Origin of the sequence: Roseivivax isoporae LMG 25204, assembly GCF_000521865.1 — a bacterium.
Lineage (GTDB): Bacteria > Pseudomonadota > Alphaproteobacteria > Rhodobacterales > Rhodobacteraceae > Roseivivax > Roseivivax isoporae.
Window position 1 is genome coordinate 1 of the sequence record NZ_JAME01000035.1, and the last position, 17,327, is coordinate 17,327.

Sequence of the window (17,327 nt, forward strand, 5' to 3'; positions counted from 1 at the left end):
CGGTCGAAACCGGGGCCAGTTCAAAGAGGCAAAAGCTTCGTTGGTCAGAATTTGTTGGAGTTTGCGAAGCCGTACAAGCGTACGTAAACCACACCATCCAAGAAATCCCCGCTGGTATGGACTTCTTTGCGAGAGTCTCGGCAAAACTCGCAGTGGATGAAATAGTGTCATCAGTGATAGGAGTGGATCAACTTGACGCGCTGTCGAGATGCATTTACGCCTGCAGTCGCCATTTTGTCTTTGCCTTGGACGGATTTGATCAACGGTTTGAGGACTTTCGGTCTTCGAATTCCATCATGAGCAGTATGGATGGCGAGGAGAAGGACAATCGGATCCAATTTGAGATTGGTTGGCTCAAGGGATTACTACGAAGCGTTCTCGAACTTCGGTCGAGCGACGAGGTGGTGCAAGATAAAATAGCTTTTTGCATCACAATACCTCAAGATCGTTATCTTGAGGTCAGAAGTACCGAGCGTGATGATTATCGATATCGAGCGCTGGCTGCAAATTTGCAATGGTCCGCGTTGGAACTTTCGATCCTGATTAGAAAGCGCTTGGAGGGGCTTACCACTATTTCTTCGGACAAACAGTTGTCTCCCTTGGATCGTCTTGAGGAGGTTCTTATGGCGAAGGAACTCAGCATTCCTCGATCCATCGAAATGAGGGTTGGTGGCAATGTTATTACTCTCTCCTTCTTCAAGTACCTTCTGCGCCATACCTTCTGGCGCCCACGAGACTTTATATTTTACGTAGCTGCAATTCTCACGAATATGAAGTACAGCAGAAAGCACTCAAAAGTCTTAGATGCGGATTTGGTTAAGGATATCATTTCTCGTACGACATATGATGTTATTGGTACAGAGTTCATCAAGGAGTTTCAGAGCAGTATTACAAACATCAAAAAGATAATCGGAGCTTTTGATAAATCTCCAATTACGTTGTCGTTTGAGGACTTTAAGATGAGAGTATCCCGGACACCGTTTCTTACAAGCGGTGGGCTAATTCGGCTAGACGATCCAATTGAAAAGCTGTCTCTTTTGTACGAAATTGGATTCATTGGGGTTGAACTCACTAGCGCGCAGATGAGAGGTGGAGGAAAGTCAAAGGATGTCTTCGTCTTTTCGGATGGAATGCGTGTATTTGAGTCGCTTTCGGATGAGGCTAAGATGGAAGCTAGTTACGTGATCCATCCGATCTTCTGTGAATACCTTTCATTGGATTCGGATGTTGGGCGCGTGGTCTGCGCATACAGCGACGAGTACATCGAAAGAAATGACGTTATTCATGAGTGATCGGCCCAAGGATCGAAGGGTACAATTGAGTGTGGTCTTCGGCGTCCTTGGGTATCGCTGGGGTAGCAGGAGCGGCGTGCTTGAATGCTCCGGCGCGAGACGGGTCGAGACGATCTGCCGAGCGCAAAGACCAAGGTTTTCAACCGGCTACGTTATGGGTTGAGCGATCCTGAGACAGCGTGCGCGGATCAACAGACCAATTGAAAATCCTCGTGTCGGTGGTTCGATTCCGCCCCCGGGCACCACTTCAGCAGCCAAGCCACCAAGTCACCGCCAGCGTTGCCTTCGGGCTTCCCGTCGGGCGCGTCCTGTGGAAAGGTCTCGGGGCGCGAAGCGAAAAGTGATTTTCACCGGGTTCCATGGCCGAGCCATCCTTCCTGTCGCGGGTGCGTCGGCATCTCGACGACCTGCACCCCGCCGAGCGCCGGCTCGGGGAGCTCGTGTCGGATTTCCCGGGCGAGCTCGCGAGCTATTCCGCGTCCGAACTGGCGGACCTCGCGGGCGTGTCGAACGCGACCGTGAGCCGGTTCGTGCGGCGGCTGGGCTACGGCTCCTACGAGGAGGCGCGGCGGCATGCGCGCGAGGAGCAGGCGAGCGGCTCGCGGCTCTATCTCGGGGACGTGCGCGCGCCGGCCTCGGATGATCCGCGCGCCTATGCCGAAAGCGACATCCGCAACCTGCACCAGACGCTCGACGGGCTCGAGCAGGGCGCGGTTGAACGGCTGGCGGCGGCACTTCTCGCCGCGCGCAAGGTGTGGATCGTGGGGTTCCGCGCGGCGGCTCCCCTCGCCCATTACCTCAACTGGCAGCTCGTGCAGGTGCTCGAGACGACGGCGGCGATCCCGCGGAGCGGCGAGACGCTGGGAGAACACCTCGCGAGCATCCGCCGGGACGACGTGGTGATCCTCTTCGGGCTGCGGCGGCGCGTGGCGCAGACCGAGGCGATCCTCGCGGCGGCGCTCGGGGCGGGCGCGCGTGTCGCCTACATCACCGACGAGAGCGTCGGCCCGCGGGCCGACGTGGACTGGCACATCCGCTGCCGCACCGGGTCTCCCGGTCCGCTCTTCAGCCACGTCTCGGTCATGGGCGTGCTGAACCTCGTGGCGAACCGGACCATCGCGGCCGCCGGAGAGACCGGCCGCCGACGGCTCGCCGCGATCGAATCCGCCAACGATTCGCTCGGCGAGCTCTGAACGATCCCTGAACATTCCGCTGCGGAAGCGGGCAGACGGCGCGAAAACGCGCCGTCTTTCCGTGCAGCGACGGGTGCTTGAGAGAAAACCGCGTTTCGCGGATACGCGACGCTTCCTTTATGAAGAAAATGTGTTTTCATGTGACGCACGGACAACAAGAACCACATCCCGCGCGTCCCCCGCGGCGCGCCTCCGACAGAGAGGACTTCGCCCATGACCAGACTTCTCGCCTCCGCCGCAGCCTTCTGCCTTGCCGGCGCCGTGGCCGCCCCGGCCGACACCGTCACCCTGCGCGTGCTGGGCCAGCCCGTCGGATCGGGCCTGATCCAGCAGCAGAAGGAGCAGCCCTTCTTCGAGCGCTTCGCCGAGACCTCGGGCATGGACGTGGCGGTGGAATACCTGCCCGTCGATGTCGCGGGCATCCCCGACACCGACGGGATGCGGGTGCTGCGCACCGGGCTCTTCGACATCGTGTCGGTGCGCGGGCCCCAGGTCAGCCGCGACGAGCCCGCGATGCTGGGCCTCGACCTCGTGGGCCTGAACCCGGATTTCGAGAGCGGCCGCGCGAATGCCGAGGCCTTCCTGCCCGTGGTCGACGCCGCCGTGCAGAAGCGGTTCAACGCCAAGCTTCTCGGCGTCTGGCCGGCGGGCCCTCAGGTCGTGTTCTGCAAGCCCGAGATCGGCTCGCTCGCCGATCTCGAGGGGCTGAAGGTGCGCGTGGGCGACCAGTCGGCCGCGGCCTTCGTCGGGCAGTTCGGCGCGACCGGCGTGCCCCTGCCCTTCGGCGAGGTGCAGCAATCGCTCGCGCGCGGCGTGGTCGACTGCGCCATCACCGGGCCGTCCTCGGCCAATTCCGGCGGCTGGCCTGAGGTCACGACCACGGTCCTGCCGATCGCGCTGCAGCTCGCCATGAACGGCTACGCCATCAACCTCGACACGTGGAACGCGCTCGAGCCCGCGCAGCAGGACCAGCTGCAGGCGGCCATGGACACACTCGTCTCGGACATCTGGACCTATTCCGAGGAACTCTACACCGACGCGATGAACTGCAATACCGGGCAGGAGCCCTGCACCCACGGGACACCCTACGCGCTGACGGCCGCGCCGGTGTCCGACGCCGACCTCGCCGCGGTGTCGCAGGCGCTGGTGGGCTCGTCCCTGCCCGCCTGGACCGCGCAGTGCAACGCCGTGACCCCGAGCTGCGAGGCGGACTGGATGGCCACCGTCGGCGCCAAGCTCGGGCTCTGAGCGCCGGACCCGGAGGGAGGACCGAGATGCAGTCCTATTCCCGCCTCTGCGCGGTGGTCTTCGGCCTTATGATGACGGCGCTCTGCGTCGTCATCGCGGTCGAGACCGTCCTGCGCAAGCTCTTCAACCACTCGCTCGCCGGCGTCGACGAGCTGTCGGGCTATGCCATCGCCGTCGGCGCGCCGCTCTGCTTCGCCGTCGCCGCGGCGGAACAGAGCCATATCCGCATTAACCTCCTTCACATGCGGATGCCGCGCGGGATGAAGGCGGCGATGAATCTCGTGGCGGCGCTGACGCTCGCGCTCCTCGCGCTCTACCTGCTGACCTTCACCTACCGCACCGTTCAGGAGACCCGGCTCTTCGGATCGGTGGCGCAGACGCCGTGGATGACGCCGCTCATCTGGCCGCAGGCCGCGTGGCTTGCCGGCATGGCGGTCTTCACCCTCGGCACCGTCGTCCTTGCCGGGCGCGCGCTGCTCGCGGCGCTCACGGGGGACACCGCGACGCTGGTGCGCGATTTCGGCCCGGATTCCGTCGAGGAGGAACTGGCGCAGGAACTCTCCGACCTGGAGGCACGCGCATGAGCATCACCGTGATCGGCGGCGGCTTCCTCGTGATGCTGCTCCTCATGTTCCTGTCGATGCCTGTCGCCGTGGCGATCCTGTCGGTGGGCGGCGTCGGCGGGTACCTCGCCTACGGCATGCCGCTCGTCGAGACCATGGGCGGCGTCGTCTGGGGCACGCTCAACAACCCGGTGATGACCGCCATCCCGCTCTTCATGCTCCTCGGAGAGCTGCTGCTGCGCGGCGGGATCGCGGACAAGATGTTCGACGCGCTCGCCGTGTGGCTCGGCCGGCTGCCGGGCGGTCTTCTGCATACCAACATCGGGACCTGCGCGCTCTTCTCCGCGACCTCCGGGTCCTCGGTCGCCACGGCGGCGACGGTCGGCACCATCGCGTTGCCGGCGCTTGACGCGCGCGACTACCCGGTGCGCCCGGCGCTCGGCACGCTCGCCGCGGGCGGCACGCTCGGCATCCTGATCCCGCCCTCGGTCAACCTGCTGGTCTACGGCTCGCTCGCCAACGTGTCGGTGGGCCAGCTCTTCATCGCGGGGCTGCTGCCGGGGCTGATCCTGACGGGGCTCTTCATGGCCTACGTGGCCGTGGCCTACCCGGATGCCGGCCGCAGCGGCGCCGCGGCCGAGGTGTCCCCGGCCGAGAAGCGCCGGCTCCTGCGCCACCTCGTGCCGCCCGCGGTCATCTTCGGGATCGTCATGGGGTCGATCTATGGCGGGCTCGCCACGCCGACCGAAAGCGCGGCCCTGGGCGTGATGGCGGCCTTCTGGTTCGTCTGGCGCAACGGCCGGCTCAACTGGGCACTGCTCGAGAGCTGCTTCGTGCAGTCCGCGAAGACGAGCGGCATGGTGATCCTCGTGATCGTCTGCGCGCTCCTTCTCAACGTGACGCTGTCGATGACCGGCGGCACGCAGGCGGTCACCCGCTGGGTGACGGGCCTCGGGCTCAGCCCGACGACGCTCCTGCTGCTGTTCGTGCTGTTCTACGTCATCCTCGGCATGTTCATGGACGCCATGTCGATGCTGGTGCTCACGGTGCCGATCGCGGTGCCCATGGTCACGGCGCTCGGCGTCGACCCGATCTGGTTCGGCGTGTTCGTGGTGGTCATGTGCGAGATCGGCCTCATCACGCCGCCCGTGGGCATGAACCTCTTCGTGGTGCAGGGCGTCCGCAAGGGCGGGGGCGACTTCAACGACGTGATCCGCGGGGCGCTGCCCTTCGTGGGGATCATGATCGTGTTCGCGGGGCTCCTGATCCTCGTGCCGGGGATCGCGCTCTTCCTGCCCGACATGGCGGCGGGGCGCTGAGATGGACGCGACCGCCCGTTCCGGGCCCGCGCCCCGCCGGCTCCTCGTGGTGAACCCCAACGCCAACCCGCGCGTCACCGCGCGGGTGCAGGCCAGCGCCGACCGCGTGCTCGGTCCCGATTGCGTGGCGCTCGCGGTCCAGCCCAGCGAGGGCCCCGAGGCCATCGAGACGCTGGCCGACCGCCGCCGGGCCGAACCGCACGCCCTCGACCTCTTGTCGCGGCACCGCGGCTACGACGGCTACGTCATGGCCTGCTTCGACGACATCGCGGTCGGCGCGGCGCGGCGCTTCCTGCGCGCGCCGGTCGTCGACGCGGTCGAGGCCTCCCTGGCGGTCGCGCGCCTCTTCGCGCCGCGCTTCGGCATCGTCACCACGGTCGAGACCATGGTCCCGGGCATCCGCGCGCTGGTCGAGGCCATGGGCGTCGCCGGGCAGTGCAGCGTGCGCGCCGCGGGCATCGGCGTGTCCTCCGCCGCCGCGGGAGGCGACGAGACCGACGCGCGGCTCGACGCGACCATCGAGACGGCGCGCAACATGGACGGCGCGGGCGCCATCGTGCTGGGCTCGGGCGGGCTCACCGGCCGCGCGGCGGCGCTCTCGGCCCGGCACGGCCTGCCGGTCATCGACTGCATCGAGGCGGCGGTGCTTCTGGCCGATGCCGCCGCGCGCCAGGACCGCCGCCCATCGGCCCGCGCCGGGCACGGCACGGGCCGACGGGCCTCCGCTCTCGCCCGCGACTGACCACGCCCCGCGCACGCGCGGGGCGTTTCGCCCTTGCGGACCGCCGCGTCTCCGGGATGATGCCGCGAACATCGACCCTCGGCGGGAGACCTGCGTGGCGGGCATCATCACGGCAATCCTCGGCATCGTGCTCGTCTCGGCGGCGGCCTACTGCGTGTGGAGCGCGCTGACCACCGCGCGCACCCCGCAGGGCGCCGTTGCCTGGACGATCTTCCTCGTCGCCGCGCCCTGGGCGGCGGTCCCGGCCTTCTTCGTCTTCGGCCAGCACAAGATGCGCACCGACCGGCTGTCCTACCGCCGGACGCTCGCGGCGACCGAAAGCATCGGCCTGCCCGGCGCCGCGGCGGACTGCCCGCCGAAGGCGGCGGAACGGCTCGGCATCTTCTCGACGCTGGGCGGCCTTCCCGTCGTGCCCGGCAACGCGACCGAGATCCTCGTCGACGGCACCGCGACCTTCGATGCCATCTTCGCCGCCATCGACGGGGCCGAGACCTACGTGCTGGCGCAGTTCTACACCATCGAGGACGACGCGCTCGGCACGGCCTTCGCAGACCGGCTGATCGCGGCCGCCGCCCGCGGCGTCCGGGTCATGCTCCTCTGCGACCGGGTGGGCAGCTACGGGCTTCCCTCGAGCTACCGGCACCGGCTCGTGCAGGCGGGCGTCGAGTTTCCCGATCCGCACGCGGGCGTGCACCGGACATCGCGCAGCCGCATCAACTTTCGCAACCATCGCAAGACCGTGGTGGTCGACGGACGCTGGGCAACCCTCGGCGGACACAACGTCGCCGACACCTATCTCGGCCTCGACCCCGAGCTCGGGCACTGGCGCGACACCCACCTCGCGCTCAGGGGGCCGGTCGTGGCCCAACTGCAGCTCGGCTTCGTGCAGGACTGGCACTGGCACACCGGGACCTTCCTCTACGACGCGCTCGACTGGACCGCCGGGCCGGTGCCCGGCGGTGTCGACGCGGTCACCGTGCCGATGGGGCCGACGGACCTGCACGACACCGGGGCGCTCTTCTTCTTCGCCGCGATCACGCGGGCGCGCCGGCGGGTCTGGATCGCCTCGCCCTACGTGGTGCCGGATGTCGACACGCTGTCGGCGCTCAAGTGCGCGGCGCTCGCGGGGTGCGACGTGTGCATCCTGATGCCGGCACGGATCGACCACTACCTGCCCTGGCTCGCCGCGTTCGCCTATTTCGACGAGATGCGCGCGGCGGGCGTGCGGATCTTCCGCTACGAGGACGGTTTCATGCACCAGAAGGTGGTGCTGGTCGACGACGACCTCGCCGCGATCGGCACGGCGAACCTCGACAACCGTTCGTTCCGGCTCAACTTCGAGACCATGGTCACGATCGCGGACGAAGGGTTCGCGTCGGAGGTCGCGGAGATGCTGCGCGCCGACATGGCGCACGCGACGCTGCTCGACCGCCGGCTCGAGGAACAGCGCCTCTCCATGCGGGTGGGTGCGCGGCTCGCGCGGCTCCTGGCGCCGGTGCTCTGATGACGCTGCACGTGGTGAGCTACAACATCCGCAAGGCGGTCGGGCTCGACTGGCGCCGCCGTCCCGGACGGGTGCTGAGCGTGCTCGACCGGCTCGACCCGGACATCGCGGTGCTGCAGGAGGCGGACAAGCGGCTCGGCGCGCGGCCGACCGCCCTGCCCCGCGACCTGATCGAGGGCGACACCTCGCTGCAGGTCGTCGAGTTCGAGACCGGCGCGCGCGGGATCGGCTGGCACGGCAACGCGATCCTCGTCCGGCGCGGGCTGCAGGTGGACGAGGCGATCCGCCTCGACCTGCCGGGGCTCGAGCCGCGCGGCGCGGTGATGGTGCGCGTCGGCAACCTCTGGGTCGTCGGAACGCATCTCGGTCTGCTGCGGCGCTGGCGCCAACTGCAGATGGCGGCGATCCTGCGCCATCTGGGACCTCGCGCCGACAGCGCGCTCGTCGCGGGCGACTTCAACGAATGGTCGCCGGTGCGCGGGTTCGAGCCGTGGCGCAGCACGCTGCGCGTCGTGGTGCCCGGGCCGTCCTTCCACGCGGCGCGCCCCGTCGCGGCGCTCGACCGCTTCGCGCATGGCCGCGCGGTGCGCGTGCTCGACCACGGCGTGGCCGAACGCGGGCTCGCGGGCCTCGCCTCGGACCACCTGCCGGTCTGGGCCCGGGTCGAGGCCGGCCCGCAGACCTGACCCCGCGAACGGAAAGCGGCCGCGCTTGGGGCGCGGCCGCTCTGTCCGGTCCGGGGACCGGTGTCAGACGAAGTCGACGAAGTCGAAGACCTGCGTGTTGAGCAGCCGGATCGTGCCGAACGTGTCCTCGGCGTCGACGGTGATCAGCAGGTCGCGGCCGTCCCGCGACAGCGTCACGTCCGCGTCCGTCGCCCCCTCGATCACGATGTCGTCCTGCCGGCGCTCGAAGAGGTGGATCGAGTCGTCGCCGAAATCGCCCACGAAGCGGAACGTGTCGCGCCCGAGCGAGCCCGACATCCAGTCGTCGCCGCCGCCGCCGGTGATGTCGTCGCGGCCGAGTCCGCCGAGGATGACATCGTCGCCGTCGCCACCCACGATCGTGTCGTTGGCGTCGCCGCCCCAGAGCGTGTCGTTACCCGCGCCGCCCGACACGAGGTCGCGCCCGCCGCCGCCGATCACCCGGTCGTCGCCGTCGCCGCCCTCGAGCGAGTCGCGCCCGTCGAAGCCGACGATCCGGTCGTCGCCGCGTCCACCGGTCAGGACGTCCCGGCCCTTGGTCCCGGAGAGGAACAGGTCCTCGGGGCCCTCGATGCGGAACGCCGCGACCAGCGGATCATGGTCGGAGGCGAAGTTCACGAAGTCGGTGTTCACGTGCACGTAGTCGACCTGCGCCCCGGCCGTCAGGCCCGCCGTGGCGAAGATGTGGTCGAGCGCCTGCGAATTGCCCTGGAAGTTGAAGCTGTAGGCCTCGTCCCCCTCGGCGATGTCGGCAAGGTTCGTCAGCACCTTGTCGGCACCCGCTCCCGGCAGGTCCTCGGCCAGCTCGTCGGTGAACTCGAAGGTGTTCAGGTCCCCGAGGACCACCACGTTCGCGTCCGCGTCGTCCGCGAGGATCGCGTCGACCACCTGGTTGATCGCCAGCGCCTGCTGTTCGCGCGAGTCCTCGCCGTTCTGGAAGAACGGCTGCGGCCCCCCGAAGATCGGCTCGGACCCCGAGCGCGATTCCCAGTGGTTGTTGATGAGCGTGACCTGTTCGCCGTTGAACTCGAACACGCCGAGCAGCGGATCGCGGGAGAACGCGTCGTTGAACGCCTCCGTGTTGGTCACGCCGTAGGCGGCAAGCTCTGCCGTCTCGAGCGTCACCGCCTCGACCAGCGAGACCCGGTCGGGGTTGTAGAGATAGGCGTTGCGGATGTTGCCGCCCGGAACGCCCCCCGTCTCGCCCTCGACGTCGACCAGGCTGTCGACGAACTCGTAGCGCGGGCCACCGGCCGCGACGATCGCCTCGATGAGCGCGGAGAGCGTCTCGTCGGCCGAGGTGACGCCGTCCTCGAGGTTGAAGTTCACGCCCGAATTGTCCTGGATTTCCTGCAGGCCGATGATGTCCGGCGCGCCCAGGTTCTGCGCGATCTGCTGACCGAGGAGCGCCATCTGCGCGGCATCCGCGTCCTCGTCGTCACCCGAGGCGAAGTTCGAGGTCAGGTTCAGGACGTTGTAGGTCGCGACCGTCAGCACGTCGTCGCCGGCGGCAACCGTCGTGGTCTCCGCGGCATTGGCGCTCGGGGTCTCGACCGAGAAGGCGTCCGTCACGTTGATCTCGAAGTTGCCGAAGGCGTAGCCCACGACACCCGTCACGTCGCCGAGCGCATCGCCCGTGTTGATGTCGGGCGGCGTGAAGCCGTCGGGCAGCAGGTCGAAGAACGAGTCGTACTGCAGCTGGATCCGCTCGGGGTTGAGGTCGCCGTAGCCGTCGGCTCCCGCGTTGATGTTGAGCCCGCCCCGGTCGTTGAGACCCGGGGTGGCGTTGGCGCCCCCATTGGCGAGCACCCACGTCTCGTCGAAGTTGTTGGTGGGCGAGATCGCCACCGCGTCCTCGACCGTGACGCGCATCCCCTCGAGGCTTTCGTAGAAGTCGATGCCGTCGGTCTCGGGGTTGAACGTGCCGGCCTCCTCCTGGAGGTTCACCGGAAGCTCGTCCTCCGAGATGATGACCTCGGTCGGGATCGCCCGGCCGCCGTCGCCGAGGACCGTCGCCGCGGGCAGCGCGTTGCCCGAGGACAGAATCTCGGTCGCCGCGGCGCCGGTGTCGGTGATCTGCGTGGTCGAGAGGTTGCCGGAGGACGCGCCGCCGGGAATGAACTCGCTGACCGCGCCCCGCACGCGGACCTCGTCACCGACCGAGATGCCGGACGTGCCGCCGTTCCCGGTGAAGACGAAGATCGCGTCGGACGTGGCGGCGTCGCCGTCGCCGGTCGCATCCTGCAGGTAGTAGCCGTTGAAGTCGACGGCGGTGACGATCCCGCCGGTGATGACCTCGGACCCCGCAAAGCGCGACACGTGCCCCGCCCCCTGGATGTCCATGATGGTCACCGGTGTCACGAGGTCGAAGACCGCCGTCGATCCGGAGACCTCGTAGGACACCGCGATCTGCGCGTAGGGCGAGGTGCTTTCCGCCTGCGGGATGAAGGTGACGATCTCGGGCGACTGATAGGCGGTCTGGCCCGGTGCTGCCGCGCCGGTGAAGAGCGGCGGGATGTAGGTCGTGAACGACGCGTTCGCCGGATCGGTCACGTCGTAGACCATGATGCCGCTGTCGCGCTCGAGACCGATGAAGGCGAGGATGCGCCCGTCGACCTCTCCCACTGTGATCGCCTCGGGCTCGGGGCCCTTGGCGTCGGAGCGGTTGTCGTCCTCGGTCGCGATGTTCTCGCCGTCGTCGTTGTTGAACCGCTCCGGCGCGACTTCGGCGATGATGCGCTCGAAATCGTCGCCCGAGTCGAAGACGAGGTTGCCGTCCGCGTCGAAGATCGAGAACGACCGCGCCGAGAACGTGGTCAGCACGTCGATGTCGCCATCGCCGTCGGTGTCGCCATCGACCACGGAGACGAGCAGCCGCTCGAGGCCGGTGGTGTCGACCGACGGATCGATCGAGACGCCGGGGACGTCGCCGTCGAGGATGTCGCCCACCCGCACCTCGTCGGCGCGGCCCGGGAACGGCACGTCGTCGAGATCGTCGGTCGGATCGCCGCGGCTGTCGCCCTCGTTCGCGGTCGCGATGTAGGTCACGCCGCCCACCTCGAAGCTCGCGATGCCGTCGGCCATGCGCAGGCCCTGGAGGTTCGGGAAGGTGCCGATGCCGATGACGCCGTCATCGTTCGGGTCGATCCCCACGGTCGAGAAGTCCTGCGTGCCGAGGGAGAAGATCTCGGTCACCGTCAGCGACGCGAGGTCGACCCGCGCGATCGCGTTGTTCTCCTGCAGCGACACGAAGGCGGTCGTGCCGTCGGGGCTGAGCGCGATGTACTCGGGCTCGAAGTCGAGCGAGGCGGAGATGCCCTCGCGGATGCGGATGCCCGCATCGCGCAGCGCGTCCTCGAGACCGTTGAAGTCGTCGAAGCCGAGCGTGGACACGGTCGGCTGCGTCGCGTCGGTCGTGTCGATCACCGACACGGTGCCGGCGGGGTTGTTGGAATGGCTGTCCTCGCCGTTCGACTGCCCCTCGTTGGCGACGAGCAGCGACGTGCCGTCGGCCGAGAACACGATCTGGTCGGGCAGTGTGCCGACCGTCACCTGGCTGAGGAGCTCGAGGGTCGTGGCATCGAAGAACGCGACCGAGCCCGGCTGCGTCACCTCGAACGTGGTACCCGCGATGGTGCGCTCGAGGTTCGGCGCGGCGATGGCGACAGCGACGACGCCGTTGCGGACTGCGACCGACTGCACGCCGTCGAAGCCCGGCAGCCCGGTCAGGTCGATCGTGCGCGGGGCCTCGGCGCCCGTCAGGTCGAACACGTCGATGCGGCCGAGATTGCCGTTCGTGACGTAGAGCGTGCCGTCCTCGTGCGCGACCACCTCGGACGCACCCTCCGCATCGTCCGGATCGCTGCTCTGGCCCTGGAAGACGGTGACGAGGGACGCCTCGAGCACGAGCGGCTCCGGCGCCGGCGCGTCGCCCAGAACCGTGTCGGCCCGCAGGTCGAGATTCTGGATGCGCTCGTCGAGATCGCCCGCGGTGTCCTCGTCGCCATAGGCGACGCCGCCGTTGGCCGGGTTGAAGGTGTCGTCGAGATATTCGGCCAGCGCGTCCTGCTCGGTGCCGTCGGCGGCGAAGGTCGCGTCGCCGGACAGCGTGCCGTCCGCCGTGCCGTCGGCATCGAGGTCGAAGAGGTCGACGCGGTCGACCGCATCTCCGGTCGGGAACGGGTAGCCGTCACCGCCGCCCGCGAGGAAGTTCAGCGTCACCACCCGGAACGTCGCCGAGGGATCGCCCGCGATCTCGCCGTCCTCCACGAGGACCGACAGGATCTCGCCCGCCTCGTCGACCACGGCCGCGCTCTGGATGCGGTCGCCGGCCGGCAGGTCGGGATCGAACGAGAACCGCACGCCCGAGATCTGCGGGAACTGCCCCGCGACGCCCGGCAGCGCGCTCACCCCGTGCTCGAGGATCGCCACCAGCTCGGCCTTGGTCAGGGTCACGAGCGTCAGCCCGTTGTTGAAGGCCAGCGCGGTCTGGATGTCGTTCTGGCTGATGCCGCCCGCAGGCTTGACGATGTTGCCGTCGCCGTCGCGCAGCTCTGCCGTCGGCAGGCGCACGGCCTCGGTGCCGCCCGGGGGAACCACCGTCTCGCCGATCGAGGCGCGGATGCCGCCGCCGTTCTTGATCGACACGACCACCGTCGGGTCCGTCTCCTTGGCGATGGCGAGGTTGGCATCGGCGGTCAGGTTGCCGAGGTTGGTTTCCTGCGTGCGGACGCCGTCGGTCGGCCCGCCCGAGCGGTTGCCGTTCAGGAACACGTCCGACACGCCGAACACGTTCGATTCGTTCGCGATGATCTCGGCCTCGATCGCGTCGACGATCGCCTCGATCTCGGGGTCGACCAGGGCTTCCGCGCCCAGCGCCGCAACGCCCGCATCGTCGGTCGCGTAGGCGCCGGACACGTCGGCGTCGTAGCTTGCCGGGATGATGTTGCCGTCCGCGTCGAAGTCGATGACCAGCCGGCCCACATACTTGTAGCTGCCGTCGGTGTTCACGACCGCGGTCGTGGTGCCGCCGGCATTGGTGACGAAGAGCGGGTACGTGCCCTGGTCGCTGTCACCCGACCGCGGCACGTCGTTCTCGTCGAAGAGCCGCGTGTTCGAGCCGCCGGCGACGATGATGTCGACGTTCTCGAGCCGCTCGGCGAGGGACAGCTCTATGTCGATGCGCTGCATGTGCGCGAGCAGGATGATCTTGTCGAGGGTCGGGTCTGCCGCAAGGAGCGCGTCGACCTCGGCCTGGATCTCGGCCGCGAGCGCGTCGAGCTGTTCGGCCGTGGGCGTGGCGCCGAAGGGCGCGGGCGCGATGCCGACGGTGCCGGGGCTCGAGATGCTGGCAAGCGTGGGCGTGGTCGCGCCGACGATGCCGATGCGCTCGCCGTTCACCTCGGCCACGGTCGAGGACGTGACCGTGTTGCCAAGCGAGGCATCAAGCGTCTGGCCGCCCGCGACGGCCAGCGGCGCGAGGTTCGGATCGGTCGAGAAGTCGAGGTTCGTGGACAGGTAGGGGAACAGCGTGCCCGCGAAATCGCTGCCGATCAGCGCGTTCAGCGTGCCGTTGTCGGCGGCGGTGCCGTCGATCAGGCCGGCCAGCGTCCCGGTGCCGAGGTCGAACTCGTGGTTGCCGAGGGCGATCGCCTGGAGGCCCAGCTCGTTCTGGATCTGCACGTCCGCGATGCCCGGCGCGCCGAAGACCGCCGCACCCGCATCGAAGAAGACGCCCGGGATGAACGCGTCGCCGGAGGACAGGAACAGCGTGTTGTCGTCCGCGCTGCCGTCGCCGTCGGCATCCTGCGCGCGCAGCGCAGCCACCACGGCCGACAGGTTCGGCGCGTCCGAGATGGCGCCGGCCGACGCTTCCTGGTCGGCGATGTGCAGCAGTTCGAGCACGAAATCGGTCTCGGGCACGCCGCCATCGTCGAGAAGAGCGGGGTTGATCGCTCCGAAGGTGGTGCCGGCCTGCGGGTCGGCGTCGAACAGTGTGCCGTCGACCGCCATGCCGTCCGCGTCGAAGACCTGGTCGCCAATTCCCGAGATCTGGCGCACCTGGAAGAAGGCGCCGGTCGATCCCGCGCGGAACACCACCTCGGGCTCGAACCCGATCGAGGCGAGATCGGTCCCGCCCAGTGCCGCGCCGTAGAGCCGCGCCTCGTCCGCGATCTCGTCGGCGATGCCCACGGCGTCGAACACCTGGGTGATGCCGAACGCCGCGAGGTCCACGTCGGGCGTACCGTCGTCGTCACTGTCGAAATCGGTGCCGGTCGTGCCGGTGAAGCCGTCCACGAGAACCAGCGTGAAGCTCGGGTTCTCGAGATCAGCGATCGAGGCCGTCAGCAGGCCCTGCGCGTCGAACGTGCCCTCGATCGTCGCCACATCGTTGATGCTGCCCGCGTTGGCGGTGCCCGCGTCGCTCTCGATCGACAGCAGCACGCCGCTGAACGAGGCACCCGGCGTGCCGACCAGTTCTATCGACTGGAAGGCCGGATCCGCGCCCGGCGGGTTCGACTGGAATTCGCTGATCTTTGCGTTCATGGAAATGTCCCCCAGGAAAATTCCGCATCGCCCCCGCAGGAAGCGGCCCGATGCGCCCGGGCGATACCGTGCGTCGGGGTCCGTGACAGACGGCAAACGGAATCGTAACGATTTTGTATAACTCTCCGCACTCACATCCTGAGGTTGAAATCGCTCCGCGTGAAGCGTCTTGAATCGACGCGCATGGGCAATGATCCGCCGATACCGACCGCGCCGCCCGACGGGACGGGGCGCCGGACCGGCCCTTGCGTCCTCCGCGCGACGGGTGTCTCTAGGACCGGCGGGCCGTGCCCCTGCCGCACGGGACGTCCCGCCCGCGCTCCGACGGAGGGACCATGCCCCACGATCACGGCCACGTTCACATCGACCCCGAATCCGGCGACCGGCGGGTGTCGATCGCCATCTGGGCCAACGCGCTCCTGACCCTCGCGCAGATCGTCGGGGGGCTCCTGTCGGGCTCTCTCGCGCTGGTGGCGGACGCGCTGCACAACTTCTCGGACATGGCGTCGCTGGTGATCGCCTTCGCCGCGCGCAAGATCGCGCGCCGACCGGCGGACAAGCGCATGACCTTCGGCTATGCCCGGATCGAGATCGTCGCGGCGCTGATCAACTACACAACGCTCATCCTCGTGGGCGTCTACCTCGTCTACGAGGGCGGCATGCGGCTCGTCGATCCGCCGCAGGTGCAGGGCTGGACGGTGGTGATCCTCGGCGCCGTCGCCCTGGTGGTGGACACGCTGACCGCGGTGCTGACCTATTCCATGCAGAAGGGCAGCGTGAACATCCGCGCGCTGTTCCTGCACAACCTGTCGGACGCGCTCGCCTCGGTCGCGGTGATCCTCGGCGGCACGCTGATCCTCCTCTACGACCTGCGCTGGGTCGACCCGGCGATCACGATCCTGATCGCGCTCTACATCCTCTGGCTTGCCGGGTCCGAAATCGGCGGCCCGGTCCGCACCCTCATGCTCGGCAGCCCCCCCGACATCGACGGCGACGGCGTGGTGCGCGCGATGCAGGACGTGCCCGGCGTCTGCGGCGTGCACCACGTGCACCTCTGGCAGATGCAGGAACACGAGGCGGCGCTCGACTGCCACGTGGTGGTCGCGGCCGAGGACTGGTCGCGGATCGAGGCCATCAAGCGCGAGATCAAGCACCGCCTGCACGACCGCTTCGGCATCCGCCATTCGAGCCTAGAGTTCGAACATGCCGATCACGCCCATTGCGACGCGGTCCTCTACGGGCACGGGCAGCAGGCCTGAGGGCCACGGTCCGGCCCGCCATTGCGCGTCCGACTGCATTATCTTGCATTTTCCCCTTCCCCGGCCCTGACGGCTTTGCCAGAGTGGCGAATGCGGGAGAGAACGCAGCGACATGCAGGCGGCAGGCATGAGGAGCACCGGGTCATGCGCAATTCCATCCTGTCAGCGCTCGGGGCGCTCGCGCTGATGGCGGCCGGCCCGGCCGACGCGGAGGAGCCCGTCACGCTCGTCGCCGCGGGCAGCCTCAAGACGGCGCTGCAGGAAGTGGCCGACACGTTCGCGGCCGCGACGGGCGTCGAGGTGACAACGCGGTTCGGCCCCTCCGGCCTCATGCGGGAAGAGATCGAGGGCGGCGCCCCCGCCCATGTCTTCGCCTCGGCGAACCTGGACCATCCGCGGGCGCTGGCCGAGGCCGGGCATGGCGGCCCCGTGGTCCTCTTCGCGCGCAACCGGCTCTGCGCGCTGGCGCGACCCGGGCTTGCGGTGAGGCCCGACACGCTACTCGACGTGATGCTGGACGACGCGACGCGGCTCGGCACCTCGACGCCCGGGGCCGATCCTTCGGGAGACTATGCCTGGCAGCTCTTCGAACGGGCCGACGCGCTGCGGCCCGGCGCGGGCGCCGCGCTCGATGGCAAGGCGCGGCAGCTGACCGGCGGGCCCGACAGCCCCGCCGCGCCAGAGGGCCGCAACACCTACGCCTGGGTGATGGAAAGCGACCGTGCCGATCTCTTCCTGACCTACTGCACCAATGCCGTGCTGGCGGCGCGCGAGGTGCCGGACCTGCAGATCGTGGCGATCCCGGACGCCCTGTCCGTCGGCGCCGATTACGGCCTCCTCGTGCGCGACGGCGCGCCCGGGGCGGCGACGCGGCTGGCCCTGCACATCCTGTCGCCCGAGGGGCAGGCCGTGCTCGCCGCCCACGGCTTCGACGCCCCCGCCCTGCCCAAGGAGTGA

At 68.2% G+C, this 17,327-nt stretch carries 11 protein-coding genes; 10 read left to right on the forward strand and 1 reads right to left on the reverse strand.

All coding sequences use genetic code 11. The features are described 5' to 3' along the window. The 8 genes from RISW2_RS25075 to RISW2_RS18520 all read left to right on the forward strand — a co-directional run. The coding region (locus RISW2_RS25075) for a P-loop ATPase, Sll1717 family (protein WP_162164344.1) at positions 1-1,292 on the forward strand (1,292 nt) is incomplete at its 5' end. 359 nt (positions 1,293-1,651) lie between these two features. Then, a complete protein-coding gene (locus RISW2_RS18490) occupies positions 1,652-2,485 on the forward strand; it encodes a MurR/RpiR family transcriptional regulator (protein WP_043773943.1) in 834 nt (277 codons plus the stop codon). 213 nt (positions 2,486-2,698) lie between these two features. Beyond that, positions 2,699-3,733: a TRAP transporter substrate-binding protein gene (locus RISW2_RS18495; protein ID WP_043773945.1), complete on the forward strand. Its 1,035-nt coding sequence runs from the start codon at positions 2,699-2,701 to the stop codon at positions 3,731-3,733. A 26-nt stretch (positions 3,734-3,759) separates the two neighbouring features. After that, on the forward strand, positions 3,760-4,317 hold the full coding sequence (locus RISW2_RS18500; RefSeq protein ID WP_043773946.1) for a TRAP transporter small permease subunit: 558 nt from the start codon (positions 3,760-3,762) through the stop codon (positions 4,315-4,317). Then, positions 4,314-5,615, forward strand: coding sequence for a TRAP transporter large permease (locus tag RISW2_RS18505; RefSeq protein ID WP_043773948.1), 1,302 nt, complete (start codon positions 4,314-4,316; stop codon positions 5,613-5,615). Before RISW2_RS18500 ends, RISW2_RS18505 begins: the two co-directional genes overlap by 4 nt. A 1-nt stretch (position 5,616) precedes the next feature. Continuing rightward, entirely contained in the window at positions 5,617-6,357 is a 741-nt protein-coding gene (locus tag RISW2_RS18510) for an aspartate/glutamate racemase family protein (RefSeq protein WP_051492144.1), read from the forward strand. Between the two features lie 94 nt (positions 6,358-6,451). Then, entirely contained in the window at positions 6,452-7,861 is a 1,410-nt protein-coding gene (gene cls / locus RISW2_RS18515) for a cardiolipin synthase (protein ID WP_244437643.1), read from the forward strand. Then, positions 7,861-8,547 carry an endonuclease/exonuclease/phosphatase family protein gene (locus RISW2_RS18520; RefSeq protein WP_043773951.1) on the forward strand — a complete coding sequence of 229 codons (687 nt, stop codon included), beginning with the start codon at positions 7,861-7,863 and terminating at the stop codon, positions 8,545-8,547. Before cls ends, RISW2_RS18520 begins: the two co-directional genes overlap by 1 nt. A gap of 63 nt (positions 8,548-8,610) precedes the next feature. Here the strand turns inward: RISW2_RS18520 and RISW2_RS23625 are convergent, their stop codons facing one another. Then, the gene (locus RISW2_RS23625; RefSeq protein ID WP_051492145.1) at positions 8,611-15,111 is read right to left on the reverse strand and encodes a choice-of-anchor I family protein; all 6,501 of its coding nucleotides are present in this window, start codon (positions 15,109-15,111) and stop codon (positions 8,611-8,613) included. Positions 15,112-15,446: 335 nt separating this feature from the next. Between RISW2_RS23625 and RISW2_RS18530 the strand changes: the two genes are divergently transcribed. After that, positions 15,447-16,370 carry a cation diffusion facilitator family transporter gene (locus RISW2_RS18530; protein ID WP_043773952.1) on the forward strand — a complete coding sequence of 308 codons (924 nt, stop codon included), beginning with the start codon at positions 15,447-15,449 and terminating at the stop codon, positions 16,368-16,370. A gap of 144 nt (positions 16,371-16,514) precedes the next feature. Beyond that, positions 16,515-17,327, forward strand: a complete 813-nt coding sequence (locus RISW2_RS18535; protein ID WP_043773954.1) for a molybdate ABC transporter substrate-binding protein — start codon at positions 16,515-16,517, stop codon at positions 17,325-17,327.

What these genes read in the sequence shown, in the direction of transcription:
- RISW2_RS18510 (WP_051492144.1), top strand. Translation starts at nt 5,617, where the DNA reads ATGGACGCGACCGCCCGTTCCGGGCCCGCGCCCCGCCGGCTCCTCGTG.
- RISW2_RS18505 (WP_043773948.1), top strand. Translation starts at nt 4,314, where the DNA reads ATGAGCATCACCGTGATCGGCGGCGGCTTCCTCGTGATGCTGCTCCTC.
- RISW2_RS18530 (WP_043773952.1), top strand. Translation starts at nt 15,447, where the DNA reads ATGCCCCACGATCACGGCCACGTTCACATCGACCCCGAATCCGGCGAC.
- RISW2_RS18490 (WP_043773943.1), top strand. Translation starts at nt 1,652, where the DNA reads ATGGCCGAGCCATCCTTCCTGTCGCGGGTGCGTCGGCATCTCGACGAC.
- RISW2_RS18495 (WP_043773945.1), top strand. Translation starts at nt 2,699, where the DNA reads ATGACCAGACTTCTCGCCTCCGCCGCAGCCTTCTGCCTTGCCGGCGCC.
- RISW2_RS18500 (WP_043773946.1), top strand. Translation starts at nt 3,760, where the DNA reads ATGCAGTCCTATTCCCGCCTCTGCGCGGTGGTCTTCGGCCTTATGATG.
- RISW2_RS23625 (WP_051492145.1), bottom strand. Translation starts at nt 15,111, where the DNA reads ATGAACGCAAAGATCAGCGAATTCCAGTCGAACCCGCCGGGCGCGGAT.
- RISW2_RS18520 (WP_043773951.1), top strand. Translation starts at nt 7,861, where the DNA reads ATGACGCTGCACGTGGTGAGCTACAACATCCGCAAGGCGGTCGGGCTC.
- RISW2_RS18535 (WP_043773954.1), top strand. Translation starts at nt 16,515, where the DNA reads ATGCGCAATTCCATCCTGTCAGCGCTCGGGGCGCTCGCGCTGATGGCG.